Raw genomic sequence first — 25,896 nt, 5'->3', positions numbered from 1 at the left:
CTCAATTCCGCCGCGGGTCCAGCGAGATCAGGCGCGTGGCATCCAGCAGCGCCGCCGGCAGGTGCATGCCGCCGGGCGCTGCCAGATAGCGCGGCCGCCACTGCGGATCGAACTTCGACTTGAAGCGGCGCAGGCCACTGAAGCCATAGAAGCGTTCACCGTGCCGCGCCAGCAGGCCGGCCAGCCGGTTCCAGCGGCCCGCGAGCCGATGCTGGGCCAGGCCGGACAGCGGCGCCATGCCCAGCGAGAAGCGCGCGTAGCCCTGCGCGCGGCCCCACAGGAACAGTTCGATGAAAAGGAAGTCCATCGTGCCCTTGGGCGCCTCGTTGACATGGCGCATCAGGTCCACCGACAGCTCGGCGCCGGCCGGTGCCTGCCACAGGTTGGCGAACGCCACGATCTGGCCTTCGGCCTCGACCAGTGCGACCGGGAAGCGCGCCAGGTAATCCGGGTCGTAGCTGCCCAGCGAGAAGCCCTTTTCATCGCCGGCCTTGTCGTCCAGCCAGGCGTTGGAGATCGCATGCAGGAGTGGCAGCAGGCTGGGAATCTCCTCCACGGGCGCCACCCGGAATGACAGGCCGCTGCGCTTGCCGCGGTTCCAGGCCTGGCGCAGGTCGGCGCGCTCGCGGCCTTCCAGGCCGAAGTCGTGCAGCGGCACCATCGCTTCCTCGCCCAGCTTGACCAGGCCCAGGCCAAGGTCCAGGTAGGTCTGCCAGTAGGTCTCGCCCACCTGGTAGAACACCGGGCGCAGGCCGAGCCGGTCGGCCTCCTCGCGGAAGCGCCAGATCAATGCGCGGGCGACCTCCGGCGGTCCGACCGGATCGCCCATCGCGATCAGCGAGCCGCCATAGCGCTGCATCATCACGAAGCCCTGCCTGGCATCATCGCGCAGCACCGCCTTGTCGGCGGTCAGCACCAGGCAGGCCTGGGTATCGGTGGCACCGGCCAGCACCGGCGCCAGCGATTGCAGCGTGGCTTCATCGGCGGCCGGCAGCGGGCTGCGCGTGCTGTGCAGCAATCGCGCCAGGCCGAACATCACCAGCGCGATGGCCACCACCAGCAGCGCACGCAGCGCACGCGGCGCGTTGCCGGACACCGCGAATTGCCACCACAGCTCGTTCTGGTATTCGACGTGGCTGTAAGTGAAGAACAGCAGCCAGGTGACCGCGACCAGCACCAGCCCGAGGTTGCGCAGCCATGGCCACGACCAGGCCTCGTCCAGCAGCGCACCCTGGCGGTAGAACTCGCGGCGCGCGGCCCACAGGGCCATCGCCGCCAGCACTGCGGAAACTGCGATCAACCATTGGCCGCCGCGCAGCCACAGCGGCAACGGGGTGACCACGCACACCGCCATCGCCAGCATCCACGCCGCATGGCTGCGCCGGGCCAGGCCCTGGCCGATCAGCAGCAGCGCGACACCGCTGAGGCTGCCGATCAGGTGCGAGGTTTCCAGGACCGGCAGTGAGGCATTGACCAGATGCCGGCGTGGCGTGGGCAGTGTGCCGTCGATGACCAGCGCGGCACCGATGCTGAACACCGCCAGCGCGATGATCTGTGGCAACCAGGGGCGCAGTGCGTTCCAGCCGGCGCGGGTGGCGCCGGCGCTGGCCTGCAGCGGTTGCCGCAGGGCAGGGGCCAATGCGAGCAGGGTGGCCAGCACCAACGGCAGCACGTAGTAGGTAACGCGGTAGATCAGCGCGGCGGCCAGCACCGCCGCCGGTGCAACCTGCGGCAGCAGCTTCAGCAGGCTCCATTCGAACACGCCGAGGCCTGCGGGGACGGTGGAGACCAGGCCGGCCAGCACCGCGACCAGGTACAGGCCGACGAAGCCGGGCAGGCCGGTGGGCGTCGAGTCCGGCAGCAGCGCGTAGAACGCGGCGCTGGCCAGTACCAGTTCGATCACGCTGAGCACGGTGACGCCGATCATGGTGCGGCGGTCGGGCAGCCACAGGCCATGGCCGAACACGCTGAACTGGCGGCCTTCGCGGCCGACCAGCAGCAGCATCGCCAGATAGGCGAACAGCGCGATGATGCCGACCACGCGCACCGCGTCCGGATTCAGCGGCAGTGCCAGCGCCGCGGCTTCAGGCTCCATGCACAGCGCCACGCTGATCAGCAGCCAGGCACCGAACACGAAGCCGAGCGTGCTCATCAGCACCACCTGGCCGATCTGCGCCAGGTCCAGGCCGGCGGTGCGGTAACCGCGCAGGCGCACCGCGCCACCGGTCAGCGCGGCGAAGCCCACGGTCTGGCCCAGCGTATGTGCCAGGAACGCGGTGATGCCGATGCGTGCCGGATGCACGCGGATGCCGCTGCGGCGCAGGCCGATGGCGTCAAAGCCGATCAGGCAGGCGTAGCTGGCCAGGCCAAGCACCACGGTAAGCGCGATCTGCGTGCCGCTGAGTTGATGGAAGGCGTGGCGGATGGCGCGGTAGCCGTTCTCATCGAACTCGTTGGCCAGCCCATGCAGGGCCAGCGCCAGGATCAGCAGCGGGACGACGATGGTAAGGACCCGCTTCCATGCCGGGGTGGAGGAAGCGGTGGCGGGGTCGGTGGTTTCGGTCATCGGCGCAAGGGTGCGTCAGGGAGGGCGAGGGCGGTGTCAACGCGGGCGTGGCGCATCGTGCGCCTGTCGCGGGCATTTGACCAGCGGGCGTGTCGGAGCGCGGTAGTGGCGTTGTGCGGCACGCCCGCGTGCACCCATCGTTGACCGCTTTGGAGGACAATGCAGGCCTGATCACCCGCAGGAGCCACGCCCATGATGGAGCGTTACGACGTCGGACCGCGCATGTCCGAAATGACCGTGTACAACAAGGTCGCCTACCTCTCCGGCCAGATTCCGGAAGACACCAGTCAGGACATCACCGGTCAGACCCGGCAGGTGCTGGCGGAGATCGACAAGCTGCTGGCGCTGGTGGCCAGCGATCGCCAGCACGTGCTGCGCGCGGAAGTGTTCCTGGCCGACATCGCCGACTTCGATGGCATGAACAAGGCGTGGGACGAGTGGGTGGTCGAGGGCGCGACCCCGGCCCGCGCAACGTTCGAAGCCAAGCTGGCCCACGCCGAGTGGAAGGTCGAGATCGTGGTGACGGCAGCGGTGCCGTAATCATTGAACGGGGTCAGATCCCTTTTCCGTTGGAAAAGGGATCTCAGCCTTGTTGCGGGGGCACCAGTTCGATGCAGTCCACCGGGCACGGCGGAATGCACAGCTCGCAGCCGGTGCACAGATCGGCGATCACCGTGTGCATGTACTTGGCACCGCCGACGATGGCATCCACCGGGCAGGCCTGGATGCATTTGGTGCAGCCGATGCAGTCGGCCTCCACGATCAACGCAACCTGCGCGGCCTTGTGCTCGCCGCGCGAGCGGTCAAACGGAATGGCCGGTGTGCCCAGCACCTGGGCCAGTGCACGCGCACCGGCATCGCCACCCGGTGGGCAGCGGTCCACGCCCGCCTCGCCGCGCGCCATCGCCTGCGCGTAGGGGCGGCAGCCGTCGTAACCGCATTGCCCGCATTGGGTCTGGGGCAGCAGGCGGTCGAGTCGTTCGGTCAGGGGCGGGGTCAGGCTCATGCGTGGCGAAGGCTGCGCGTTGGGTTACTTCAGGGGTTTGCCACGGAACCAGCGCTCGTGGGCCAGTGCCAGCATCGGCTTGTCTTCGGAACTGTCGCCGTAGGCATGGATGCGCACGTAACGCGACAGATCGAACTGGCGACGGATGTGCTCGACCTCGCGCGGGCCGCAGTCGCCACCGGCATAGCGACCGGTCAGGCGGCCGTCCTGGCTCTCCAGCCGGTTGCAGATCAACTGCAGGCCCAGCTGCTCGCACCATGGCTTCAGGTACAGGTCCAGCGAACCGGACACGATCACCACGGTGTGCTGCTGTTCCTTGTGCCAGCGGATCTGCTCCAGCATTTCCGGGCGCACCACCTCGGGCAGGAATTCGCGCGAGAAGCCGGCGGCCAGCGTGGTGATGTCATCGCTGTGGCGGTCGCTGAAGGTCAGGCGGGTGACGCGTGCACGGATGCGTTCGGCCGAGATCAGCTTCAGCTTGTACGCCACCAGCCACGGGCCGACTTTCCACCACGCCTGCGCCAGCTGTTCGGCCGTGGCCACGCGGCGCAGGAAACGGCCATAGGTATCGCAGGTGGTCACGGTGTGGTCGAAGTCGAACAGCGCCAGTTCCATTCCGTTGCCTCCCATCGCGTTGCCCCCGTGGCCGGTGCTGCCGGCGGGCGCGGCCGTGGCCACGCCCGCTTGAGGCATCAGCGGACCGGCATGCCCGGCTGTGCGCCGCGGTCGGCGTCCAGCAGCGCCAGCGCGCCGCCGTCGAAGCCGGCCGACAGGATCATGCCTTCGCTCAGGCCGAAGCGCATCTTGCGCGGGGCCAGGTTGGCGATGAACACCACGCTGCGGCCCACCAGCTTTTCCGGCTCACCGTAGCTGCCGCGGATGCCGGAGAAGATCTGGCGCTTGCCCAGCTCGCCGGCATCCAGTTCAAAGCGCAGCAGCTTGTCCGAGCCTTCCACGAATTCGCACACCAGCACCTTGCCGATGCGCAGGTCGAGCTTGGCGAAATCATCGATGCCGATGTAGGCCGGCGCGTCGGCGCTGTTCGCTTCGTCCTTGGCCGGTGCCGGTGCGGCCGGCTTGGCGGCGTCGGCCTTGGCGGCGGGGGCAGCAGCGGCGGCCGGCTGCAGGGTGTCCTTGGAGGCGTCGATCATGGCGTCAATCTTCTTCGGGTCGATACGGGTAAACAGCGGGGTGTAGTCGGTGATGCGGTGGCCCAGCAGCGGCTGCACCAGGTCGGTCCAGTCGTTCACCGGCGCAGCCAGGAAGGCCTCGGCCTGCGCGGCGGTGGCCGGCAGCACCGGCTTCAGTGCGGTGACCAGCACGCGGAACAGGTTCAGGCCCTGGCTGCAGACCGCCTGCAGCTGCGCATCGGCGCCTTCCTGCTTGGCGATCACCCACGGCTTGACGTCATCGATGTAGCGGTTGGCTTCGTCGGCCAGGGTCATGGTCAGGCGGATCGCCGCAGCCGGGTCGTTGCGCTCGTACGCTTCGCGGATCGGCGCCAGGCCATCGACGAAACGCTGGTACTGCGCCGCATCGGGCAGCTGCGCGGCCAGCTGGCCGTCGAAGCGCTTGCTGATGAAGCCGGCGCAGCGGCTGGCCAGGTTGACGAACTTGCCGACCAGGTCGGCATTGACGCGGGCAATGAAGTCACCCAGGTTCAGGTCGAGATCGTCGACGCCACCGCCGGACTTGGCCGCGTAGTAGTAACGCAGCGCTTCCGGTTCCAGGCCAGCGTCGAGGAAAGTGCGGGCCATTACGAAGGTGCCGCGCGACTTGCTCATCTTGGCGCCGTCCACGGTCAGGTAGCCGTTGACGTGCAGGCGGGTCGGCGCGCGATGGCCGGTACCGTGCAGTACCGCCGGCCAGAACAGGCCGTGGAAGTTGACGATGTCCTTGCCGATGAAGTGGTGCAGCTCGGTGCTGGTGCCGGCACGCAGGTGCGATTCGAAGTCTTCGCCGAGCTTGCCGCACAGGGTCTGGAAGCTGGACAGGTAGCCGATCGGCGCGTCCAGCCAGACGTAGAAGTACTTGCCCGGCTGGCCGGGAATCTGGAAACCGAAGTACGGCGCATCGCGCGAGATGTCCCACGCGCGCAGGCCGCCTTCGGCATTGAGCCATTCACCCAGCTTGGCCTTCACGCCCGGCAGGGCGACATCGCCGGCAAGCCAGTCGCGCAGGAACGCATCGAAGTGGCCGACCTCGAAGAAGAAGTGCTCCGAATCGCGCATTTCCGGGGTGGCACCGGAAATGACCGAACGCGGCTCCTTCAGGTCGGTCGGCGCATAGGTGGCGCCGCACACTTCGCAGTTGTCGCCGTACTGGTCGGGGCTGCCGCAGTTCGGGCAGATGCCCTTGACGTAGCGGTCGGGCAGGAACATGCCCTTGGCCGGGTCGTAGAACTGCGCCACCGAACGGCGGCTGATGTGGCCGGCCGCTTCCAGCTTCAGGTAGAACTGCTCGGTCAGCGCCTGGTTGGCCGCCGAGTTGGTCGAGTCGTAGTGATCGAAGGCGACGCCGAAGGCGGCGAAGTCACGCTCGTGGCTGGCCTGGATGTTGGCGATGAAGGTTTCCGGGGTGACCCCGGCCTTTTCCGCAGCCAGCATGATCGGCGTGCCATGGGTGTCGTCGGCGCAGATGAACCAGGCCTTGCCGCCGCTCATTCGCCGCGCACGCACCCAGATGTCGGCCTGGATGTAGCCGACCAGGTGGCCCAGGTGCAGCGGGCCGTTGGCGTAGGGCAGGGCGGTGGTGACGAGCGCGGTACGGGTCATGGTCGCGGGGTGAAGCCGAGGGGAACCGCAGAGTATCGCATGCCCGCAACGAGGTGACCCGGCCGGGGGCGGGTCAGGGCGCTTATTCGCGCTGCCAGGTCTGCGCGCGGCAGATGAAGGCGATGCAGCCGGATACGTCCAGCTTGGTGCCACCCGGCTGCAGTTCCATCTTCGACTTGTAGGTCTTGCCGTTGGCCGGGTCGAGGATGGTGCCACCGGACCACTTGTTGGCGCCGTCGGCCTTCAGGTTCCAGAGGATGGTCATGCCTTTTACCGGCTTGTTCTTGTTGGCGCCTTCACAGCCGTCGCAGACCGGGTTGGGACCCTTGTCCGAGTGCAGGATGTCGACCACCTTGCCGGTCAGGGTGCCATTGGCGGCCTGGGTGATCTCCACGATCGACTTCACCTTGCCGGTCTTGTCGTCGATGGTCTTCCAGCGGCCGGCGGCGCCGTCGGCGGCCTGCGCCGAGAGCGCGGCCAGGCACAGCGGCAGCGCCAGCAGCAGGGTCTTGAAGGTCTTGCGCATGGTCCCCTCCCAGGGTTCATTCCGGCACGATGCCGGTACGGGTCGACTGTATACCCATTCGGCGGGGTATGGGGAAGGGGGGGCTTTGCAGGGCTGCGCGCTGCACCTGCAGAGGCAACAGCAACCGCAACGGCCGAAGCAAAGGCACGCATTCCGTGGGATGGCGGGGTGGGTCCGGTTGCGGGGGACGCCGTGAACCCGTCCCTGGGGGCTTGGCCGCGGCATCCATGCCGCGGACACCCCCGCAACCGGACCCACCCCGCCTTCGGCAGGTCTCCGCAATCTGTCGGAATGGCACGCCCTGCTCTTGGTGGGTGTCGACCTTGGTCGACACGTAGAACCATGCCATGCATGGATGAATCACGATTGAAAAACGCTCAACCGACTTCGTACAGCTCCAGCGGCAGGTCGTCGGGGTCGGCGAAGAAGGTGAAGCGGCGGCCGGTGTATTCGTCCACACGGATCGGTTCGCAGGCCACGCCATGCCCCGCCAGATGCTGGATGAACGGCTCCAGCGCGGCCACCCGGAACGCGAGGTGGCGCAGGCCCTGGGCTTCCGGGCGGCTCGGGCGGGGCGGCGGTGAGGGGAACGAGAACAGTTCCAGCTGGCCGCCGTCGGGCAGGGCCAGGTCCAGCTTCCAGGAGTCGCGCGCGACACGGTGGTTCTCGGCCAGCACGCGCAGGCCAAGGATGCGCACGTAGAAGTCCTTCGAGCGCGCGTAGTCGCTGCAGATCAGCGCGGCGTGGTGAATGCCCAGCAGGGCGTCGGAAGCAGCCGTCATTGCAGGGTGTCCAGCCAGCGCTGGGCGATCTTCAGCGCCAGCGGATAGGGTTCGGGGTCGTTGCGGTTGGTCAGCACGATCACGGTCAGGTGCTTTTCCGGGTGGCGAACGATCACGTTGCGGAAGCCGATGCTTTCGCCGCTGTGCCATTGCACAGCGCCATTCAGGCGCCAGCCGAAGCCGTAGTGCGGCACGTCAGGTTCGGTGGTCGTGGTGGCCGGGCTGAACATCGCGCGGCGCGAGGCCTTGGACAACAGGCGGTCGTCATACAGCGCGGCATCCCAGCGGGCCAGGTCGTCCAGCGAGGAGTAGATGCCGCCATCGCCGAGCACGGCGCTGGTGGTGCTCTGGTCGGTGCGCTGCCAGCGGCCATCGAGCCAGCTGTAGCCATAGGCACGCGTGGCGATCGTGTCGACACCGTCCTGGTGGGCCACGGTATGGGCCATGCCCAACGGGCGGAAGATGCGCTGCTGCAGGAAGGCTGCGAAATCCTGGCCCGAGGCGCGTCCGGCGATCAGTGCCAGCAGCGCGTAGCCGCTGTTGCTGTACCGGTACTGCGTGCCGGGCGTGAAGTTCAGCCGGTCTTCGCGCGAGAGCAGGGCCAGCACGTCGGCATCGTGCACCTGCCGCGGGTCGGCCGGGTCCATCAGGTCTTCGTAGTCGAGCAGGCCGCTGGTATGCGACAGCAGCTGGCGGATGGTGATGGCGGCGGCAGCCGGTGGCAGTTCGGGCAGCCACTGGCGGGCGGTCTGGTCCAGCCCGAGCCGGCCGTCCTCCACCAGCAGCAGCACCGCCGCGGCGGTGAACTGCTTGCTGACCGAGGCCAGCCGGAAGTTGCTGGCCGCGGTGACCGGGGTGCCGTCTTCCACCACCGCCAGCCCGTAGCCGCGACGGAATACCGGCTGCCCGTCATGCAGGACCAGCACCGCGGCGCCGGGCACCTGGCCGTCATAGGCCTGCATCAGGCCGTCGATACCCGCATCCGGTGGGGTCAGCACCGGGGCGGCGGAGCTGGCTGGGGGTAGCAGGCCCAGCACGGCGACGAGCAGGACGACGGCAGGGCGCATGAGGGCTCCGGTCGGGTCAGGGTGAAGGGGCGGGCGTGGCACTGGCCGGCTCGGCCATCCAGCGTTCCATCTTGCGGTCCAGCACGTCCAGCGGCATCGAGCCGTCCTTCAGCAGTTCGGCGTGGAAGCGACGCAGGTCGAAGGCGGCTCCCTGGCGGGCCCTGGCCTTGTCGCGCAGGGCCACGATGGTGGTCAGGCCAGCCACGTTGGAGAGGGCCTGTCCGGGCTGGGCCATGATCCGCTCGACTTCGGCATTGGCGTCATCGCTGCTCATGTCGACCGTCTTCTGCAGGTAGGCCACGGCCTGCTGCTTGCTCCAGCCCTGTGCGTTCACGCCGGTATCGGCCACCACGCGCGCGGCACGCAGCAGGCGCGAGTACAGGTAGCCGATGCGGTCGTAGGGATCGGTGTAGATGCCGAGGTCTTCGCCCAGCGTTTCGGCGTACAGGCCCCAGCCTTCGACGAAGGCGAGATCGCCACCGAGGCGGCGGAAGCGCGGCAGCTTGGCCAGTTCCTGCTGCAGGCCCAGCTGCACGTGATGGCCGGGGATCGCCTCATGCAGGTACTGCACCGGCACGTTCCAGCGTTTGCGGCTGGCCAGGTCGCGGGTGTTCACGTACAGCACGGCGGACTGCCCGGGCAATGCCGGCTGGTACGCGGCGGCAGCGGCAGTCAGCGCCCGCTCCGGTTCCACCGCGCGCACCTCAAGCGGTGCCTTCGGCAACGTATCCAGCACCTGCGGCAGGCGTGCGTTGACCTGCAGCTGCACCTGGCGGTAGCGGTTGATCAGCGCGTTGGCATCGCCGTACTGGAACTGGCGGTCGTTGCGCATGCTGCGCAGCAGCTTGGTGGGGCTGCCACGCAGCTTGGCATCCTTCATCACCGTGGCGATCTGGGCCTGCAGTTCCTGCACGCGTTGTTCGCCCAGCGCATGCAGCTGCGCGGCGGTCTGGTCGCTGGCGGTGGTCTGCACGATCAGGTTGGCGTACCAGGCCTGGCCATCGGGCAGCGCGCCCAGGCCACTGCTGGCACGCGTGGCCGGCAGGTACTCGGTGGCGATGAAGCCGCGCAGGGCGCGGTAGGCCGGCATGATGCGCAGCTCGATCATGCGCTTGTATTCGGCGCTGATGCGCGCCTTGTCCTCGGCCGCGATGGTGTTGGGCATGGTGCGGATCGGCGACCAGAAGATGCTCTCTTCGGCGGTCGGCTTGATCACCGCATCCAGCTGCGGCAATACCTTTTCCATCAGGTCGCGTGGCTGCACGACGCCGGCCTTCATGCCCTGGCGCATGTTGTCGATGGCCTGGTCGAACAGCTCGGGAATGCCCAGCGAACGGCGAGACCAGGTGTCGTAGTCCTGCACGGTGTTGAACGGCTGCGCGCCGGCACCGGCACCGAGGATCGCCATGATGCTGCCGATGTTGTAGTACTGGCTGATCGGCATCATCCAGCTCGGGTAGCGCTCGGCGGCCAGCGAGGCGCGCGCATCGCGAACGAAGATCTCGTAGCTGAGCAGGTCCTGGCCCTGCAGGCCGTCGCTGCCGAGTTTCTCGACCTTGCCCAGCCACTCGGTGGTGAAGTCGTGCGATTGCTGGCGCCATGCGGCAGACAGGATGTTGGGCAGCTGGTCGTTGTAGCGGGCTTCGCCCTGGAAGGTCGCCTGCAGCGGATTCAACCGCATCGAGGCATCCCAGTACTCGTCGTACAGGCGCTCCAACTGTACCTGCTTGGGTACGGCCCGGGCCGGCGCGACCGGACGCGGCGTGGCGCGGCGCGCCGAGCTGCCACGGGCCGGCGCGGTGGCGCGGGCGGGCTTGGCCTTGGGCTTGGCCGCCTGGCGGGTCTGCGCGGCGGCAGGGCGGCTGGCCTTCTTCTTCGCTGCTTCGGCCGACGGTACGGCACTGAACAGGAAAAACGCGGCGATGGCGGCGGCCAGGACGCGGGTGGGATGCGGCATCAGGAGCTTCCGTGGAACACAGACCGTGGAGCTTGCACGATCCGGCCGCGTACGGCCAGCGTGAAGGCGCAGTCAGCTGGCGTTCGCTGGGGCTTCAGTCAGCAGCAGCGGCGGCGCGCAATGCGGCGGCGCGTTCAACGCCCAGGTAGCGGGTAATCGCACGTCGCATCAGGTACAGCAGGGGGATCAAGGCGATCGCAAAGCCCATCTTGTAGATGTAGTTGACGCTGGACACCGCCAGGAACAGCGATGTCGGCCAGTGCTGCGGGCCGAGCACGAAGGCGATCCAGATCACCACGAAGCTGTCCACCACCTGTGAGATCGCAGTCGAGCCGGTCGCGCGCAGCCACACGTGGCGTTCGCCGGTGGCCTGGCGGATGCGGTGGAACACCGCCACGTCGATCAGCTGGCCAAGCAGGAACGCGACCAGCGAGCCGGCGATGGTCCACATGCCCTGGCCGAACACGGCGGCGAACGCCGCCTGGTAGTCGGGTACGCCGTGGCCGTCCATCGAAGTGACCCACCAGCTGGCCGGCGCCAGCGAAATGGCCGCAAAGGCGAACAGGAAGCCGTAGCCGATCAGCACCACCGCCAGCCACGAGATGAAGCGCACGCCGCGCTTGCCGAAGAACTCGTTGATGGTGTCGGTCATGATGAACACCACCGGCCACAGCAGGGTGCCGGCGGTGAAACTCAACGAGCCGGTCTGGCCGAACAGGTTCCAGTTCAGCGGGTCGATGCCCAGCGTGTCTTCCAGGGCGAAGATCTTCACCCCGATCAGCTCGGCCAGCACCGCATTGCCGCAGAAGAACGCGGCCAGCACGATGAACAGCAGGACCGCGCGGTCCTGCAGTGGGCGCTCGATCGGCGCCGGGGTCATTCGGCGCGGTCGCCGGCGCGGGTGAACGGCACGCTGGACGGCGCCACGGCGCCGCCGGAAATGATGAAGCTCATCGCCTGGTCGACGGTCCAGTCGGTCGGGGTCAGCAGCTCCACCGGCACGATTTCCAGGTAGCCCGACGTCGGGTTCGGCGTGGTCGGCACGTACACCGCGGCCAGTTCACGGTCGGTGCCGTGTTCCTTGATCACGCGGGTAACCAGCCCGACCGACTTCATGTCACGGTGCGGAAAGTCGATCAGCACCACGCGCTGGGTGCTGCCCGGCTCGGTCTGCAGCATGTCCAGCAGCTTCTTGGCGCTGTCGTAGATGATGCTGGCCAGCGGAATGCGCTTGATGATCGCCCCGACCCAGCGCAGCAGGCGCTGGCCGAGTACACGGCGACTGGCCACGCCCACCGCCAGGATCACCAGCAACGTGGCCAGCAGGGCGATGGTGTCCTGGATCCATTCGGCGCGCACCCAGCCGAGGTAGTGCGGGAAGCTGGTCGCGATCTGCTCGGACAGCGGTACCACCAGCGGGCTGGAAATACCCGACAGCAGCACGAACACGAACTTGACCACGACCCAGGTCAGCCAGATCGGCAGCAGGGTCAGCAGGCCGGTCAGGAACAGGCGCTGCAGGGAGGGGCGGGGAACCAGGGCGGGGGCTTCGAGCGACATGCGCGCATTGTAGCGGTGACCGCGGGTCGATTACGCTGGGCAATCAACTGCGGCAACGGCACATGGAAGGGACGCTGTGTTGAAGATACTGCGTGGGTTGGGTTGGACCCTGCTGGGCCTGCTGGTGCTGGCCATCGTCGTGTGGTGTGCCTCGCGCATGTGGCCCATCCCCGAATCGCGGCTGCAGGCGCAGCAGCGGCTGGAGACCCGCCTGCCGGCACCCGGCCGCAATGGCTATGCGCAGTTGTGGACGCTCGGCGTTGACGGCCTGGATGCCCGCCAGCGCGAGCAGGCGCTGGCCGAAGACGTGCGGCGCTGGGACGCCGACCCGCACGGCAATAACGTCACACAGCCCCAGCTGGCCAGCGCCCCCGGCGGCTTGCATTCGCGCCCATCCGCCAGCTGCGGCCCGGCCGCCAGCGGCTGCCTGGCGCAGGTGCGCGCCGATCCGCAGCGGTTTGCCGAAGCCCACGCCGGTCACCAGCTGCTGCATGCGCGCCTGGACCAGCTGGCCGAGGCGGACCACTTCGTGTCGCCGTTCCAGCCGAAGGGCGAAGGCATCCAGGTGCCCCTGCCGACCTATGGCCTGGTGATGGATGCCACCAGCGCCCGCGCGCTGGCCTACGTACAGGGCGATGTTGATGGCGCCCTGCGCGGCAGTTGCCTGGGGCTGCAGCTGGGGCGCCGGCTGGTGCCCGGGGGCAGCTATCTGGTCGAGAGCATCGTCGGGGCCAGCCTGGTCCAGGCCAATGCACAACTGCTGGCCGACATGCTGGTTGAACTTCCAGCCGACCACCCGCTGCCCGCGGAATGCGCGCTGGCGATGCAGCCGATGCGGACCGACGAGCAGAGCCTGTGCCGGGCGATGCAGGGCGAGTACGCGATGAGCCAGGCGGCGATCGAAACCTCAGCGAGGGAATTCGGCGGCGTACTGGTGCTGGACCGCAGCAGCACCCTGGCACGCGTGGCCGGTAATATCGGTTGGGCCTGCGGCGCGGCGGCAACGGCGGCACTGGAGGCGGATCGTCCGTTGCCCGTGTCGGCGCCGCCACAGCGTGACTTCGGTTGCCTGTCGAACATCATGGGTTGCGTGCTGACGGATATCGCCGCACCGGCCTATCCCGCCTATTCGTCGCGCACCCAGGACGCCGCTGCGATGCTGCGGCTGCTTGGGGCGCAGCGCTGGCTGCGGCAGCAGGCGGATGACCCGGCAGACGCGCTGCAGCGCCTGCCGGAACAGTTCCGCTCGCCGGTGCGCGCCCCGCAGTTGTCGGCCGATGGCAGCCGCCTGCAGGTGCCACGCCGCTCCCCGTCGCGCAGCGTTGCCGACAGCCCCTGGCTTTCGGTACCGCTGCAGGCTTCGCCCGCCACGGGGGCAACGGCGCGCGACTGACGCTCAGCGTGCGTGTGGCTTCAGCCGCAGGTAGACCTGCTTGCGCACCTGCGCGACCACTTCACCGCTTTCATCAACCACGTCGTTGCTGAACCAGCGCAGCACCTTCTCGCCGCTGGCCGCTTCGGCACGCAGCTCGTCCAGCAGCGCGTCATCGATGCGGAACGAGGTTCGCACGGTGCCGCGGCCGGGCTTGAGAAAATCGATCGCACCGGCGCGGTCCCACACGTAGTAGTCGCGGCCGAGGATGTGCAGCAGGCCGAGCATCCAGAACGGATCGGTCATCGCGAACAGGCTGCCGCCGAAGTGGGTGCCGACGTAGTTGCGGTTCCAGGGCCGCATGCGCAGTTCGACGTCGATCTGCCGGTAGTCCGGCGAGACCCGGGTGACGTGGATGCCGGTGAACAGGAACGGCGGCCAGAGATTGATGCCGAAGCGGAACAGGCGGGCGTTCATGGGGGTCCGGGGGCGCAGGGCGAGGCCTACAGTCTAACCATTCGCATGCGTATGTTGCACCGGGTGGCGGATCATCGCCATTCTGGCGTGACGGCAGGCGAGAGTAGAGTCGAGCTTGCTCGACTGCTTCCAGCGGGCCTCAATCGAACGAGTTCAGACAATGTCTCATCGCCATTTCGGGGTCTCCTGATAGGTCTGGCCGTGAACCGCGGTCCATGCTGCCCGTATGCCCAGTCCAGCCTTGTTGCGCGGCCGATGCTCCACGGTCGGATGCTTCTACGTAGTCACCACTGTCACTGCCGGACGCCAACGCGTCTTTGCAGACCCGCGATGCGTGGATGCCTTGACTGATGAGCTGCGAGGCAGCGACTGCAAGGGGATCACGCGGTCATTGGCTTGGGTGGTGATACCGGATCATCTGCACTGGGTTCTGCAGTTGCGCGAAGGTACGCTTGGCCGTTGCATGCAATCACTCAAGTCCAGGGTGGCGATCGCGGTCAACGCGCACTCCGGTGAAGGACGCCCGGTGTGGCAGCGGGGCTACTACGATCACCTGATCCGGAATGAGCAGGATGTCCGGCAACAAGCGCTGTATGCCATGGCCAACCCTGTACATGCGGGTCTGGCATCAACCCTGGGGGAGTATCCATTCGCATGGTGTTGTTGGCCGCTCGAATGATGGGCGCGCAGTCGAGCAAGCTCGACTCTACAGGCAGAGTGCACATGGTGCCTCACGCGCCGTCGATCACAAACCCGTCGCGGCCATTGGCCTTGGCCTGGTACAGGGCGGTGTCGGCGCCTTCGACGAAATGATGCGGTTGCAGTTCTCCGTCCGGCACGCGGGTGAACACACCGATGGTGAGGGTGACCCGCTCGCCGCCGCCATCACCCGGGGGCGGCAGTGCCCGCACGCAGGCGATCAGGTCGTCGATCACCAGGCGCGCACCTTCGGCCGGTGTATCCGGCAGTACCAGAGCGAATTCGTCGCCGCCATAGCGCGCGGCCATGTCGCGCGGGCGCCGCGCATGCGCGCCGATCAGGCGGGCGACATCGCGCAGCACGCGATCACCCACCTGGTGGCCATGGAGGTCGTTGTGACGCTTGAAATGGTCCACGTCGATCAACGCCAGGCTCAGCGGCTTGCCGCTGCGTCGCGCGGCGTCGCATTCCTGCTGCAATGACTGCTCGAAGCGCAGGCGATTGCCGAGGCCGGTCAGCGCATCGCGGTTGGCCTGGCGGTGCCAGGCCGAGATCCGCCAGATCGCCCAGGCCAGAAGCACCAATAGAATGCCCAGCATCGCGGTGGCCGGCGCCCACCACAGATCGCTGCTGCGCAGCAGCACCCAGCTCAGCAATGGGGCCGCCGGCAACGACGCCAGCGCCGCAAGCCAGGGCAGGCGCAGGCCGAGCAGGAGAACGCACAGTGCGACCAGCACCGCGCTGATGGCCTGTTGCCATGCCGGGGGCAGAACATCGATCTGCTTGTGCTGCAGCAGCATCGAAGCGATGTTGGCCTGGTACTCGCTGCCGCTCATCCAGAATTCGCGGGTGGTCGGTGTCAGCAGGCGCGGCGCGATGCCACTGGCGGTCATGCCGACCACGATGCGGCGGCCCTGCAGCATCGCCATGTCGACGTGGCCATCGAGCACGTCGGCGTAGGACACCTGCGGCAACCGCTCCGGCGGGCCGGCGTAGCGCACGCGCACATAGTCGTCGCGTCGCCATTGATAGGGCGAGCCGATTCCCGGGTCGGGGTCGGGCAGGCCGTGCACGGCGCCCGCCGGCAGGCCGGCCAACGCCAGGCCCAGCGCCGGCCAATGTGGCTGGCCGATGCCCGCGTGCAGGTAGAGACCGCGGGCGACGCCGTCGCCATCCACTTCGACATCGGTGTGGCCGATGGCTGCGGCAGTGGCCGCGATCTGCGGGATCGGCAGCATTTCCTCGGCCATGCGGTCACCGGCAGCGGGCGCGGCCAGCACCGGCAGCACCACCCGGCCATTGCGGCGGATGGCGGCCGCCAGCGCATCGTCCTGGCGGCTGTCGCGCCGATCCGGTTCGGACAGCACCAGGTCCAGGGCGACGCGCTCGGCACCGGCATCGGTCAACCGGTCCAGCAGGCGCGCGTGTATCGAGCGCGGCCAGGGCCACTGGCCGATGCGTTGCAGGCTGCCTTCGTCGATGGCCACGATCAGCACGCTGGGGTCGGGGCGGTAATCCCAACCACCGACCAGTGCGTCGTAGGCGCTCTCGTCCTGCCGCCACAGCCATTGGCCCTGGCTGGCCAGCACGGTCAGCACACCGGCCAGCAGGGCCAGTGCGATCCGTTTGCTCCACGGCAGTGGCGAACGCCTCACAACAGCAACCAGAGCAGCACGGCGCCGCCGCCGGCGCCGTAGCACAGGCGGCACGCCAGCTTGATCTGCTGGGCGGGCGAAAACTCGCCGGCATGGCCGTCGTCGTCGATGTACTGCACGCGCACATGCAGGGTGCCGCTCCACGGCCGCTTGAAACTGACCTGCGGCTCGGCCACGGTTTGGTCGACCAGCGGTGCCTTGAAGTCGCCATGGCGATCGACCTGCACCCGGTAGCGCTGGCCTTCGCTGCCGGCCTGCCAGCGCAGGGTCAGTTCACCATGGGCCGCTTCCGGCGGTTGCAGCGCCGGGTCGACTGGTTCATTGCTCAGCTGCAGTGGCAGTGCCTGGCCGTAGCGGCCCTGGTGGCCATTGCCATCACGCGACGCGACCCGCCAGAAGTACTGGCCTGGCGGCAGGGACTGCGCCAGGCGCAGGTCGGTGCCATGGGTCGCCTGTTCCTGTAGTGGCTGCCGGAACGTGGGCTCGGAGGCGATCTGCAGCACACTGCTGCGCGCGCCGGGGGCCTGGCTCCAGCGGAAGCGCGGGCGGTCGCTGTTGACCGTCTGCCCGTGCAGCGGCGATACGGTGATCGGCGGTGGCGGCTGGTCGCTGAGTTCGAAATCGGCGCTGGCGTCGAGGCCTTCCACGCCCTGCGCATCGACCGCGCGCAGCAGGACGCGCAGCTGGCCCGGCGGCAGGTCGCCGATCGCCAGGCGTGTATCGGTGGTGGTGGCGGCATACAGCAGGATTTCCGGGGTTGCGGACTGCACCACTTCCACGCGGTAATGCGCGGCACCCGCAACGGGCTCCCAGGCAAGCAGCGTCGGCAGCGGCGCCAGGCGCAGTTCGTCGTTGCGCAGCTGCGGTGCTGGCAGCAGCGGGGAGACCGCGTCCGGTGCCGCGTCGGCGCTGCCGCTGAGCGTGGCCTGGCCCGGCCGGACCAGGCGCTGCCCGTGGGTGTTGCCAACCTGCACCTTGCCCTGCAGGACTTCGGTCGCACCGACCTGGCCGGCGTCGCCGGCGCTGACCCGGAACACGGTGCCGCGCACGCTGCTGGTCGCGGTGGGCGCATCGATGATGTAGCGCGATGCCGGGCCACGGGCGGGCGTGACCCGGTTGCTGGCGCGGCCCTGCTGCAGGCGCAGGCGGGTGTCCACCATGCCGGTGTGGCCATAGCGGCTGAGCTGGTCCAGGCGCAGGCGCGAGTACTCACGCAGCTGCAGGCGCGAAGCGTCAGCGAACTCGAGGGTGACGCTGGATTCGCCTTCGGTCTGCACGGTGTCACCGATACGCAGCTGCTCGCCCGCCAGGATCGCGCGCGTGGCGCTGCCATCGGCGCCGGACAGCTCGACCTTGCCGCGAACCGACAGCACGCGGGCCGGCGCAGGCTCGGTACGCAGCCAGCTGATCGGGAAGCGCAGCAGCTGGCCGGGCGGCAACCGATAGGGATTGTCGATGCGGTTGTGCTGTTGCAGCTGTTGCCAGCGTACCGAGGGCTTCAGGTACAGGCCGCCCAGATCCCACAGTGTATCGCCGGGACGGACCCGGTAATTCCAGTCCTGGGCACCGGCCACGCCTGGCAGCAGCAGGAGGAGAAGGGCACACAGCAGGGCGCCCTGGAAGCGCTTGGCGAACGACAGCGAGCGGACGAAGGTCACAGTTTGCAATCCCGGCAATGCGGGGGTGCAGCTGCAAGACCCGATGGCCCCGACCTCATCCCCCCGAACGGATCGTGGCGGCCGAACGCCCGCCATCTCGCGCATTATTGCCCGCGTTCAGTGCAGGGATTCTGAACGAAGGGGGCTCCCGTTCAGAACAGCAGAGAGGCCATCCTGCGGCGGTACTGGCCAACGAGGTCCTCGTCGGAGATCACATTGAAGGCGTCGATCAGGGCCTTGCGCGGCAACCCTTCCTCGAAGCTGCGATCGATCCGCAGCATTTCCAGGAACTGGGCCAGTGCGGCCTCGTCATGGCCGCCGAGCAGCAGCTGTACCCCCCGCAGGTGGCGGGCCTTGAGGTCATTGCCGTCGGTGGCGATGCGCGCGTCCAGCACTTCAGCCGCAGGGGCGTCCTTCAGCGCGGCCGCGAAGGACAGGCGGGCACGGGCACGGACGGCGCGGTCATCGGTGGCGAGGTTGGCGGGCAGGCCGTCGATCAGCGTGCCGGCTTCATCCACGCCGCCGATCTGCAGCAGGGCCATGGCCAAGTCGAGCTTGAGTTCATCCTTGTCCGGCTCGGCGGCGATCTGCGCGCGCAGCACGTCCACCTGCGCCTGCGGGTCCAGCGGTGCTGCGTCTTCGGCGATGGCGTCGCCGATATCGGCGGGCACGATGCCGTGCTGGGCCAGGAACTCGCGCAGCTGGCCTTCCGGAATCGCGCCGGGGAAGCCGTCCACCAGCTGGCCACCCTTGACCAGGAACACGGTCGGTACCGAGCGGATCTGGAACGCCGCCGCGATCTGCTGTTCCTTGTCGACGTCGACCTTGGCCAGCTCGAAGGCGCCGTTGTACTCGGCCGCCAGCTTTTCCAGCATCGGGCCGAGGGTCTTGCACGGCCCGCACCAGGTGGCCCAGAAATCGACCAGCACCGGCGTCTGCAGCGACTTCTGCAGGACTTCGGCCTCGAAGGTCGCGGTGGTAGCGTCGAATACGTAGGTCGTCTCGGTCATGGGGGAGGCATCGTCTGGCATCTGGAGACCGATTCTATGGTGACGATCAATGTCAGACTCAACCCTTGATGGCGCCCTGAACCATGGCCATTCCCGGCAGGAGAGGGCAGGCGCGGGGCCTGCCCTCGATGCGCCGGCCGTTACTTCAGCTGATCGCAGCGGACGTGATGCACGATCCAGCGCCCGGTCTTCAGCGGCAGCGTCGTTTCGGAGATGCGGGCCTGATACAGCTCGGCCGCGGTGCGGGCGTCGGACGCCTTGATGATGGGGCCTCCGAAGAAGTTGCTGCTCGGCGGTGCCGTGGCGGCGGGTGCGCCGATCCAGGCCGAGCACTGGAACTCGCCGGCGTGAGCGGTGGCGGCCAGGCCCAGGCTGAGCGCGCCGGCGACGAGGATGCGATGGATCATGGGAGGTCTCCCTGCATGGCGGGACTGCCATGCCCCGAGCATCGCGCGCAGCATGCCCGCGCGGATATCGAATGATTCTGAAATGTGCCGCCGCTTGGCGCTCCGCATCGTTGCCGCGACAATGGCCGGTCTTCCGCTTCTTGGTGAATCCGCGCGATGTCCGTGCTCCGGCGTGATCGTTGGTGGGGGCTGCTTGCTGCAGCCATCTTCGTCCTGGCCGTGGTGGGCTTCGGCGCGGCGCTGGACGGCTACGCGCAGGCGCGCCACCCGGTGGCCCTGCTGGGCGCACGGGGCGTGCCGCATGCGCTGGGGTTCAATCTGCTGGGCTTCGTGCTGCCCGGCGTGCTGGCCGCAGTGGTCGCCGAGTGCCTGCGCCGCCGCCTTCCGGCCACGGCCGGCTGGGCGCCGCGGGTGGGCAGCCAGATGCTGCTGCTGGCCGGCCTGGCCTTTGCGGCGATGGGGCTGCTGCCGCTGGACGTGGATGACCTGCATGGACCGGCCAGCCAGCTGCACGCCAGCGCCTGGATGGTCTGGGTGCTGGGATTTGTTGCCGGCGCCCTGTTGCTGGGCATCTCCCACCTGCGCCAGGGTCCTGGCAAGGCCCTCGGTGGGGTGGCGGTCATCTGTGCCGTACTGGCGGCAATGGCGGCCTTTGCCCTGCAGGGCGTGCTGCCTGCACCGCTGGCGCAACGCGTGGCTTTCGCCTGCTGGGCGGTCTGGCTGGCCCTGGCCCTGCCTCTGTCGCGGGCTCGCTGAGACGGTCTCCACGCGTGGGCGGCGCCTGCGGGCGGCAGTCAGGATTGGAGACGTTTGCCGCACTGCGGTACGCTGTACCGCTTTGCCGCCGCATCCGCGTGTTCCATGACCAGCGCTGAAACCAACGCCTACGACCCGCAGCAGGTTGAATCCGCCGCCCAGAGCTTCTGGGATGCCACCCGTGCCTTCGAGGTCGACGAGACTTCGGACAAGCCGAAGTACTACTGCCTGTCGATGCTCCCGTACCCGTCCGGTGCGCTGCACATGGGGCACGTGCGCAATTACACCATCGGTGACGTGATCAGCCGCTACAAGCGCATGACCGGGCACAACGTGCTGCAGCCGATGGGCTGGGACGCGTTCGGCCTGCCGGCGGAAAATGCCGCGATCAAGAACAAGACTGCGCCGGCGGCGTGGACCTACAAGAACATCGACCATATGCGCAGCCAGCTGCAGTCGCTGGGCTATGCCATCGACTGGTCGCGCGAGTTTGCCACCTGCCGTCCGGACTACTACGTCCACGAGCAGCGCATGTTCACCCGGCTGATGCGCAAGGGCCTGGCCTACCGCCGCAACGCGGTGGTGAACTGGGACCCGGTCGACCAGACCGTGCTGGCCAACGAGCAGGTGATCGACGGCCGCGGCTGGCGTTCCGGCGCCCTGGTCGAGAAGCGCGAGATCCCGCAGTGGTTCCTGCGCATCACCGACTACGCCCAGGAACTGCTGGACGGCCTGGACGAGCTGGAGGGCTGGCCGGAATCGGTCAAGACCATGCAGCGCAACTGGATCGGCCGTTCCGAAGGCCTGGAGATCCAGTTCGACGTGCGTGACGTGGACGGCGGTGTGCTGGATCCGCTGCGCGTGTTCACCACCCGCCCGGACACCGTGATGGGCGTGACCTTCGTGTCGATCGCCGCCGAGCACCCGCTGGCGCTGCACGCGGCGAAGAACAACCCGGAGTTGGCCGCGATGCTGGCCGACCTGAAGCAGGGCGGCGTGTCCGAGGCTGAACTGGAAACCCAGGAAAAGCGCGGCATGGACACCGGCCTGCGCGCCCTGCACCCGGTCACCGGCGAGCAGGTGCCGGTCTGGGTCGCCAACTTCGTGCTGATGGGCTACGGCACCGGCGCGGTGATGGCCGTCCCGGGCCATGACCAGCGCGACAACGAAGTGGCCAACAAGTATGGCCTGCCGATCAAGCAGGTGATCGCGCTGAAGGATGCGCGCAGCGAAGAAGAGCGCAGCTGGGACGGCAGCCGCTGGCAGGACTGGTACAGCGACAAGAGCCGGCAGACCGAACTGGTCAACTCGGCCGAGTTCGACGGCCTGGACTTCCAGGGTGCCTTCGAAGCACTGGCCGAGCGTTTCGAGCGCAAGGCCCAGGGCCAGCGCCGCGTCAACTACCGCCTGCGCGACTGGGGCGTGAGCCGCCAGCGCTACTGGGGCTGCCCGATTCCGGTGATCTACTGCGCCAAGTGCGGTGCAGTGCCGGTGCCGGAAGAGCAGCTGCCGGTGGTGCTGCCGGAAGACGTGGCGTTCTCGGGCACCGGTTCGCCGATCAAGACCGACCCGGAATGGCGCAAGACCACCTGCCCGGAGTGCGGCGGTGCGGCCGAGCGCGAAACCGATACCTTCGACACCTTCATGGAGTCGAGCTGGTACTACGCCCGCTACACTTCGCCGGGTGCGCGTGATGCCGTCGACAAGCGCGGCAACTACTGGCTGCCGGTCGACCAGTACATCGGCGGCATCGAGCACGCGATCCTGCACCTGATGTATTTCCGCTTCTACCACAAGCTGCTGCGCGACGCGCGGATGGTCGACAGCAACGAACCGGCGCGCAACCTGCTGTGCCAGGGCATGGTGATCGCCGAGACCTACTACCGCCCGAACCCGGACGGCTCGAAGGACTGGATCAACCCGGCCGATGTGGAAGTGCAGCGCGATGAACGCGGCCGCATCACCGGCGCCACCCTGATCGCCGACGGCCAGCCGGTGGTGGTCGGTGGCACCGAGAAGATGTCCAAGTCGAAGAACAACGGCGTGGACCCGCAGGCCATGGTCGGCAAGTACGGCGCCGACACCGTGCGCCTGTTCTCGATGTTCGCCGCGCCGCCCGAGCAGTCGCTGGAGTGGAACGAGGCCGGCGTGGATGGCATGGCCCGCTTCCTGCGCCGCCTGTGGGCCCAGGTGCAGAAGCACGCTGCCGACGGTGCCGCCCCGGCGCTGGACGCTGCCGCGCTGGATGCCAGCCAGAAGGCGCTGCGCCGCAAGACCCATGAAACCATTGGCAAGGTCGGCGATGACTATGGCCGCCGCCACAGCTTCAACACCGCCATTGCCGCAGTGATGGAGCTGATGAACGCGCTGGCCAAGTTCGAGGACGGCAGCGGGCAGGGCCGTGCGGTGCGCCAGGAGGCGCTGCAGGCCATCGTGCTGCTGCTGAACCCGATCACCCCGCACGCCAGCCATGCCCTGTGGCAGGTGCTGGGCCATGGCGAGACGCTGCTGGAAGACCAGCCGTTCCCGCAGGCCGATGCCGGTGCGCTGGTGCGCGATGCGCTGACCCTGGCCGTACAGGTCAACGGCAAGCTGCGTGGCACCATCGAGGTGGCGGCCGATGCCGCGCGCGAGCAGGTCGAAGCACTGGCCCTGGCCGAGCCCAACGCGGCCAAGTTCCTGGAAGGCCTGACGGTGCGCAAGATCATCATCGTTCCGGGCAAGATCGTGAACATCGTCGCCGCCTGATGTACCCCGCACCGGCCACCTGCGTGGTGGCCGGTGCCATTCCGGTGCAGGGCCATGCATTTGCTGGCCCTGCATTCACGCGGCTTCGGGCAGGCTGTGTGTTGCCGTGATCGCCCGGCTCCGCCAGACTGTCTACATGACCCGAATCCTGCTTGCCCTCGTTCTTGCCCTCGGCCTTGCCGGCTGCGGTTTCCATCTGCGCAGCAAGCTGATGCTGCCGACCGACACCGCGCCGGTGAAGGTAGTCTCCACCGCGCCGTACAGCGAACTGGTCAAGCTGCTCAACCGCAGCCTGCTCGCCTCCGGTGCCAAGCTGGCCGACGAGGACAGCAAGGAGCCCAGTGCCCAGCTGCAGGTGCTGTCCGAACGCTGGGGCGACCTGCCGATCGCCATCGATTCGCAGGGCCGTGCGCAGGAGTACAGCCTGCGTTACGCGGTGATCTTCATCTTCCGTCGCGAAGACGGCAGCGAGCTGGTGCCGCAGCAGGTGATCGAGTTGTCGCGTGACTACGTGTCGCCGCCGACCGACGCCACCGGTACCACCACCGAGCGCGAGATCCTGGCCGATGAGCTGCGCCGGGAAATGTCCGCATCGATCATCCGCCGCATCGACAGCGTGGTCCGCGCCGAGCTTGAGAAGGGGGGCAGCCTGTCGGCACCGAAGGCCAAGCCCGTCGAAGGCGCGGTGCCGGCCGAGCCGGTTCCCGCAGCCAAGCACTGAGCAGCGAAGATGGAACTGCGTCCGGAGCAGCTGGCCAGCCAGGGCGCTGATGTTGCACTGGCGCCGGTCTATCTGATTGCCGGCCCGGAGACGCTGCGCGTGCTGGAGGCGGCCGACGCCATCCGCGCGCGTGCGCGCAGTGCCGGGATCGGCGAGCGCGAGGTGTTCGACGCCGATGGCCGCGATTTCGACTGGAACCAGCTTGACGCCAGCTTCAATGCGCCGAGCCTGTTCAGCGCCCGTCGCCTGGTCGAGGTGCGCCTGCCCAGCGGCAAGCCGGGCAAGGACGGCGCCGAGGTGATCAGCCAGTTCTGCGCCAACCCGGCGCCGGACGTGGTGCTGATGATCACCGCCAACGAATGGAGCAAGGCCCACCAGGGCAAGTGGGCCGAGGCGGTCAACCGCATCGGCGTGCTGTCGGTGGCCTGGGCGATCAAGCCGCACGAGCTGCCGGACTGGATCGAGCGCCGCCTGCGTGGCAAGGGCCTGCGGGCCGACCCGGCCGCCGTGCAGCGACTGGCCGAGCGGGTGGAAGGCAACCTGCTGGCCGCTGCCCAGGAGATCGACAAGCTGGCATTGCTGGCCGATGGCCAGCCGCTGGATGTGGAACGGATGGAATCGCTGGTGGCCGATGCCGCCCGCTATGACGTGTTCCGGCTGCTGGAGGCGACGTTCTCCGGCCAGCCGCCGGCGGTGCTGCGCATGCTGGCCGGCCTGCGCGGCGAAGGCGAAGCGGTGGCCGCACTGATGCCGATGGTGATCCGCGAGCTGCTGGCCGGTGCCGGCCTGGCCCGGGTGCAGGCGCGGGGCGGCAACCTGGCCGCCGAGATGAAGTCGCGGGGCATCTGGGAGTCGCGGCAGGCGCCTTACAAGCGTGCGCTGCAGCGCCACCCGGAAGGCAAGCGCTGGGAGCGCTTCGTGGCCGAAGCCGGGCTGGTCGACCGCATCGCCAAGGGGCGGGCCGACGGCGATGCCTGGCTGGCGCTGGAGCGCCTGCTGGTGGCCGTGGCCGAACCGCGTGCGGTGCGCCTGCTGGCGCGGGCCTGAGCGATGAGCCTGCGGATCTATTACGGGGGCACCTTCGATCCGGTGCACCTCGGGCACCTGGCGATCGCGCGTGCCGCCCGCGATGAACTGCAGGTGGCGGTGCGCATGCTGCCGGCGGCCGACCCGCCGCATCGCGCGGTACCCGGTGCGACCGCCGAGCAGCGCTGCACCATGCTGTCGCTGGCCATTGGCGACGAGCCCGGCCTGCTGCTGGACCGCCGCGAGCTGGACCGTGCGGCGCGTTTCCCCGGTCGCCCGTCCTACACCGTCGATACCCTGCGCGAGCTGCGCGCCGAACTGGGGCCGAGCCGGCCGCTGGCCTGGCTGGTCGGTGCCGACAGCCTGCTGGGCCTGCCCAGCTGGCACGAATGGGAGGCCCTGTTCGGGCTGGCCCATTTCGTGGTGGCCGAACGCCCGGGCAGCCCGCTGCGGGCCTCGGTTGACGGCGCGCTGGGCCGTGCCCTGGAAGGGCGCTGGGCCGACAACGAACAGGCGCTGTTCGCCAGCCCGGCCGGCCGCATCCTGCGCCTGCACCACCCACTGCGTGACGAATCAGCCAGCGCAGTGCGCTCGCAGATCGCCTCCGGCGGGCCCTGGCGTGCGCTGCTGCCGCCCGCCGTGGCCGACTACGTTGCCGTCCACGGGCTGTACCGCCCCTCCACGCCGTGAATGCCGCAGCTGCGGCTTGCCCGTATAATCGCCCCCACGTTTATCGAGTCGATCCACTTTGAGCAACCAGACCCAGCCCCAGACCATCAAGGTCGATCTGCCCAGCCCGCCGCCGTCCGTGCCGGAACTGCTGGCCAGCGTCCGCCAAGCCACCGAAGACCTGAAGGCCAAGGACCTGGTCGAGATCGACGTGCGCGGCCGGTCCAGCGTTGCCGATTACATGATCGTGGTTTCGGGTACTTCGACCCGCCACGTCAAGTCGATTGCCGACGAAGTCGTGCGTTTCGCCAAGAACATCGACGTGATGCCGCTGGGCGTGGAAGGCGAGCGCGAAGCCGAGTGGGTGCTGGTTGATCTGGGTGACGTCATCGTCCACGTGATGTTGCCGCGCGTGCGCGAGTTCTACGCGCTTGAACGGCTGTGGACGGTCGGCGACCAG

General features: G+C 68.3%; 24 protein-coding genes. 9 read left to right on the top strand and 15 right to left on the bottom strand.

Annotated features, from left to right (window positions below):
- Position 1: 1 nt before the first annotated feature.
- Positions 2-2,566, bottom strand: a complete 2,565-nt coding sequence (mprF, locus tag N7590_RS05945) for a bifunctional lysylphosphatidylglycerol flippase/synthetase MprF (protein ID WP_279935239.1) — start codon at positions 2,564-2,566, stop codon at positions 2-4.
- A 192-nt stretch (positions 2,567-2,758) separates the two neighbouring features.
- Between mprF and N7590_RS05940 the strand changes: the two genes are divergently transcribed.
- Positions 2,759-3,106 carry a RidA family protein gene (locus tag N7590_RS05940; RefSeq protein WP_005418155.1) on the top strand — a complete coding sequence of 116 codons (348 nt, stop codon included), beginning with the start codon at positions 2,759-2,761 and terminating at the stop codon, positions 3,104-3,106.
- Between the two features lie 43 nt (positions 3,107-3,149).
- Here the strand turns inward: N7590_RS05940 and rnfB are convergent, their stop codons facing one another.
- From rnfB to N7590_RS05895, 9 genes are all read right to left on the bottom strand, one after another.
- Positions 3,150-3,572: an Rnf electron transport complex subunit RnfB gene (gene rnfB / locus N7590_RS05935; protein ID WP_164242754.1), complete on the bottom strand. Its 423-nt coding sequence runs from the start codon at positions 3,570-3,572 to the stop codon at positions 3,150-3,152.
- Positions 3,573-3,596: 24 nt separating this feature from the next.
- Positions 3,597-4,187 carry an HAD-IB family hydrolase gene (locus N7590_RS05930; protein ID WP_279935248.1) on the bottom strand — a complete coding sequence of 197 codons (591 nt, stop codon included), beginning with the start codon at positions 4,185-4,187 and terminating at the stop codon, positions 3,597-3,599.
- Between the two features lie 77 nt (positions 4,188-4,264).
- Positions 4,265-6,346: a methionine--tRNA ligase gene (gene metG, locus N7590_RS05925; RefSeq protein ID WP_164242753.1), complete on the bottom strand. Its 2,082-nt coding sequence runs from the start codon at positions 6,344-6,346 to the stop codon at positions 4,265-4,267.
- An 82-nt stretch (positions 6,347-6,428) separates the two neighbouring features.
- Positions 6,429-6,872 (bottom strand): DUF2147 domain-containing protein, encoded by a 444-nt coding sequence (locus N7590_RS05920; RefSeq protein ID WP_006462411.1) that lies wholly within the window; start codon positions 6,870-6,872, stop codon positions 6,429-6,431.
- Between the two features lie 377 nt (positions 6,873-7,249).
- On the bottom strand, positions 7,250-7,654 hold the full coding sequence (locus N7590_RS05915) for a VOC family protein (RefSeq protein ID WP_164241997.1): 405 nt from the start codon (positions 7,652-7,654) through the stop codon (positions 7,250-7,252).
- Entirely contained in the window at positions 7,651-8,721 is a 1,071-nt protein-coding gene (locus tag N7590_RS05910) for a serine hydrolase domain-containing protein (protein ID WP_164241999.1), read from the bottom strand. Before N7590_RS05910 ends, N7590_RS05915 begins: the two co-directional genes overlap by 4 nt.
- A gap of 16 nt (positions 8,722-8,737) precedes the next feature.
- A complete protein-coding gene (locus tag N7590_RS05905) occupies positions 8,738-10,678 on the bottom strand; it encodes a DUF885 family protein (RefSeq protein ID WP_053511524.1) in 1,941 nt (646 codons plus the stop codon).
- A gap of 94 nt (positions 10,679-10,772) precedes the next feature.
- Positions 10,773-11,558 (bottom strand): queuosine precursor transporter, encoded by a 786-nt coding sequence (locus tag N7590_RS05900; RefSeq protein WP_053511523.1) that lies wholly within the window; start codon positions 11,556-11,558, stop codon positions 10,773-10,775.
- Positions 11,555-12,238, bottom strand: a complete 684-nt coding sequence (locus tag N7590_RS05895) for a DUF502 domain-containing protein (protein WP_006460795.1) — start codon at positions 12,236-12,238, stop codon at positions 11,555-11,557. Before N7590_RS05895 ends, N7590_RS05900 begins: the two co-directional genes overlap by 4 nt.
- A 76-nt stretch (positions 12,239-12,314) precedes the next feature.
- Here N7590_RS05895 and N7590_RS05890 point away from each other — a divergent pair, with 76 nt between their 5' ends.
- On the top strand, positions 12,315-13,631 hold the full coding sequence (locus tag N7590_RS05890; protein ID WP_053511522.1) for a hypothetical protein: 1,317 nt from the start codon (positions 12,315-12,317) through the stop codon (positions 13,629-13,631).
- A gap of 3 nt (positions 13,632-13,634) precedes the next feature.
- Here N7590_RS05890 and N7590_RS05885 read toward each other — a convergent pair whose 3' ends face one another.
- Positions 13,635-14,087: a DUF4442 domain-containing protein gene (locus tag N7590_RS05885; protein WP_053511521.1), complete on the bottom strand. Its 453-nt coding sequence runs from the start codon at positions 14,085-14,087 to the stop codon at positions 13,635-13,637.
- 226 nt (positions 14,088-14,313) lie between these two features.
- On the opposite strand from N7590_RS05885, the gene N7590_RS05880 reads away from it, so the two are divergent.
- Entirely contained in the window at positions 14,314-14,766 is a 453-nt protein-coding gene (locus N7590_RS05880; RefSeq protein ID WP_080376019.1) for a transposase, read from the top strand.
- Positions 14,767-14,818: 52 nt separating this feature from the next.
- Here the strand turns inward: N7590_RS05880 and N7590_RS05875 are convergent, their stop codons facing one another.
- The 4 genes from N7590_RS05875 to N7590_RS05860 all read right to left on the bottom strand — a co-directional run bounded on the left by N7590_RS05875 (position 14,819) and on the right by N7590_RS05860 (position 19,516).
- Complete coding sequence (locus N7590_RS05875; RefSeq protein WP_053511520.1) at positions 14,819-16,441, bottom strand: CHASE2 domain-containing protein; 1,623 nt, start codon at positions 16,439-16,441, stop codon at positions 14,819-14,821.
- Positions 16,438-18,099 carry a FecR domain-containing protein gene (locus tag N7590_RS05870; RefSeq protein WP_239544366.1) on the bottom strand — a complete coding sequence of 554 codons (1,662 nt, stop codon included), beginning with the start codon at positions 18,097-18,099 and terminating at the stop codon, positions 16,438-16,440. Before N7590_RS05870 ends, N7590_RS05875 begins: the two co-directional genes overlap by 4 nt.
- A gap of 152 nt (positions 18,100-18,251) precedes the next feature.
- Positions 18,252-19,109, bottom strand: coding sequence for a thioredoxin (gene trxA, locus N7590_RS05865; protein ID WP_053511519.1), 858 nt, complete (start codon positions 19,107-19,109; stop codon positions 18,252-18,254).
- Between the two features lie 140 nt (positions 19,110-19,249).
- Positions 19,250-19,516, bottom strand: coding sequence for a hypothetical protein (locus N7590_RS05860; RefSeq protein ID WP_164242001.1), 267 nt, complete (start codon positions 19,514-19,516; stop codon positions 19,250-19,252).
- A gap of 156 nt (positions 19,517-19,672) precedes the next feature.
- On the opposite strand from N7590_RS05860, the gene N7590_RS05855 reads away from it, so the two are divergent.
- The 6 genes from N7590_RS05855 to rsfS all read left to right on the top strand — a co-directional run.
- Positions 19,673-20,272 carry a DUF998 domain-containing protein gene (locus N7590_RS05855; protein ID WP_164242003.1) on the top strand — a complete coding sequence of 200 codons (600 nt, stop codon included), beginning with the start codon at positions 19,673-19,675 and terminating at the stop codon, positions 20,270-20,272.
- Between the two features lie 105 nt (positions 20,273-20,377).
- The gene (gene leuS, locus N7590_RS05850; protein ID WP_053511525.1) at positions 20,378-23,020 is read left to right on the top strand and encodes a leucine--tRNA ligase; all 2,643 of its coding nucleotides are present in this window, start codon (positions 20,378-20,380) and stop codon (positions 23,018-23,020) included.
- Positions 23,021-23,156: 136 nt separating this feature from the next.
- Positions 23,157-23,741 (top strand): LPS assembly lipoprotein LptE, encoded by a 585-nt coding sequence (gene lptE, locus N7590_RS05845; RefSeq protein ID WP_164087332.1) that lies wholly within the window; start codon positions 23,157-23,159, stop codon positions 23,739-23,741.
- A 9-nt stretch (positions 23,742-23,750) separates the two neighbouring features.
- Positions 23,751-24,788 (top strand): DNA polymerase III subunit delta, encoded by a 1,038-nt coding sequence (gene holA / locus N7590_RS05840; protein WP_053450438.1) that lies wholly within the window; start codon positions 23,751-23,753, stop codon positions 24,786-24,788.
- A 3-nt stretch (positions 24,789-24,791) separates the two neighbouring features.
- A complete protein-coding gene (gene nadD, locus N7590_RS05835) occupies positions 24,792-25,457 on the top strand; it encodes a nicotinate-nucleotide adenylyltransferase (RefSeq protein WP_053450437.1) in 666 nt (221 codons plus the stop codon).
- Positions 25,458-25,515: 58 nt separating this feature from the next.
- The coding region (gene rsfS / locus N7590_RS05830) for a ribosome silencing factor (RefSeq protein WP_279935237.1) at positions 25,516-25,896 on the top strand (381 nt) is incomplete at its 3' end.

The sequence above is a fragment of the Stenotrophomonas sp. GD04024 genome (assembly GCF_029837545.1).
Classification (GTDB): domain Bacteria; phylum Pseudomonadota; class Gammaproteobacteria; order Xanthomonadales; family Xanthomonadaceae; genus Stenotrophomonas; species Stenotrophomonas forensis.
Note: the sequence above shows the minus strand (reverse complement) of the source record. Positions and strands in the feature narration are given on the sequence as shown.

Bases quoted from the DNA above. Each gene is read 5' to 3' on its own strand.
- mprF (WP_279935239.1), bottom strand. From the start codon at position 2,566: ATGACCGAAACCACCGACCCCGCCACCGCTTCCTCCACCCCGGCATGG.
- N7590_RS05940 (WP_005418155.1), top strand. From the start codon at position 2,759: ATGATGGAGCGTTACGACGTCGGACCGCGCATGTCCGAAATGACCGTG.
- rnfB (WP_164242754.1), bottom strand. From the start codon at position 3,572: ATGAGCCTGACCCCGCCCCTGACCGAACGACTCGACCGCCTGCTGCCC.
- N7590_RS05930 (WP_279935248.1), bottom strand. From the start codon at position 4,187: ATGGAACTGGCGCTGTTCGACTTCGACCACACCGTGACCACCTGCGAT.
- metG (WP_164242753.1), bottom strand. From the start codon at position 6,346: ATGACCCGTACCGCGCTCGTCACCACCGCCCTGCCCTACGCCAACGGC.
- N7590_RS05920 (WP_006462411.1), bottom strand. From the start codon at position 6,872: ATGCGCAAGACCTTCAAGACCCTGCTGCTGGCGCTGCCGCTGTGCCTG.
- N7590_RS05915 (WP_164241997.1), bottom strand. From the start codon at position 7,654: ATGACGGCTGCTTCCGACGCCCTGCTGGGCATTCACCACGCCGCGCTG.
- N7590_RS05910 (WP_164241999.1), bottom strand. From the start codon at position 8,721: ATGCGCCCTGCCGTCGTCCTGCTCGTCGCCGTGCTGGGCCTGCTACCC.
- N7590_RS05905 (WP_053511524.1), bottom strand. From the start codon at position 10,678: ATGCCGCATCCCACCCGCGTCCTGGCCGCCGCCATCGCCGCGTTTTTC.
- N7590_RS05900 (WP_053511523.1), bottom strand. From the start codon at position 11,558: ATGACCCCGGCGCCGATCGAGCGCCCACTGCAGGACCGCGCGGTCCTG.
- N7590_RS05895 (WP_006460795.1), bottom strand. From the start codon at position 12,238: ATGTCGCTCGAAGCCCCCGCCCTGGTTCCCCGCCCCTCCCTGCAGCGC.
- N7590_RS05885 (WP_053511521.1), bottom strand. From the start codon at position 14,087: ATGAACGCCCGCCTGTTCCGCTTCGGCATCAATCTCTGGCCGCCGTTC.
- N7590_RS05880 (WP_080376019.1), top strand. From the start codon at position 14,314: ATGCCCAGTCCAGCCTTGTTGCGCGGCCGATGCTCCACGGTCGGATGC.
- trxA (WP_053511519.1), bottom strand. From the start codon at position 19,109: ATGACCGAGACGACCTACGTATTCGACGCTACCACCGCGACCTTCGAG.
- N7590_RS05860 (WP_164242001.1), bottom strand. From the start codon at position 19,516: ATGATCCATCGCATCCTCGTCGCCGGCGCGCTCAGCCTGGGCCTGGCC.
- N7590_RS05855 (WP_164242003.1), top strand. From the start codon at position 19,673: ATGTCCGTGCTCCGGCGTGATCGTTGGTGGGGGCTGCTTGCTGCAGCC.
- leuS (WP_053511525.1), top strand. From the start codon at position 20,378: ATGACCAGCGCTGAAACCAACGCCTACGACCCGCAGCAGGTTGAATCC.
- lptE (WP_164087332.1), top strand. From the start codon at position 23,157: ATGACCCGAATCCTGCTTGCCCTCGTTCTTGCCCTCGGCCTTGCCGGC.
- holA (WP_053450438.1), top strand. From the start codon at position 23,751: ATGGAACTGCGTCCGGAGCAGCTGGCCAGCCAGGGCGCTGATGTTGCA.
- nadD (WP_053450437.1), top strand. From the start codon at position 24,792: ATGAGCCTGCGGATCTATTACGGGGGCACCTTCGATCCGGTGCACCTC.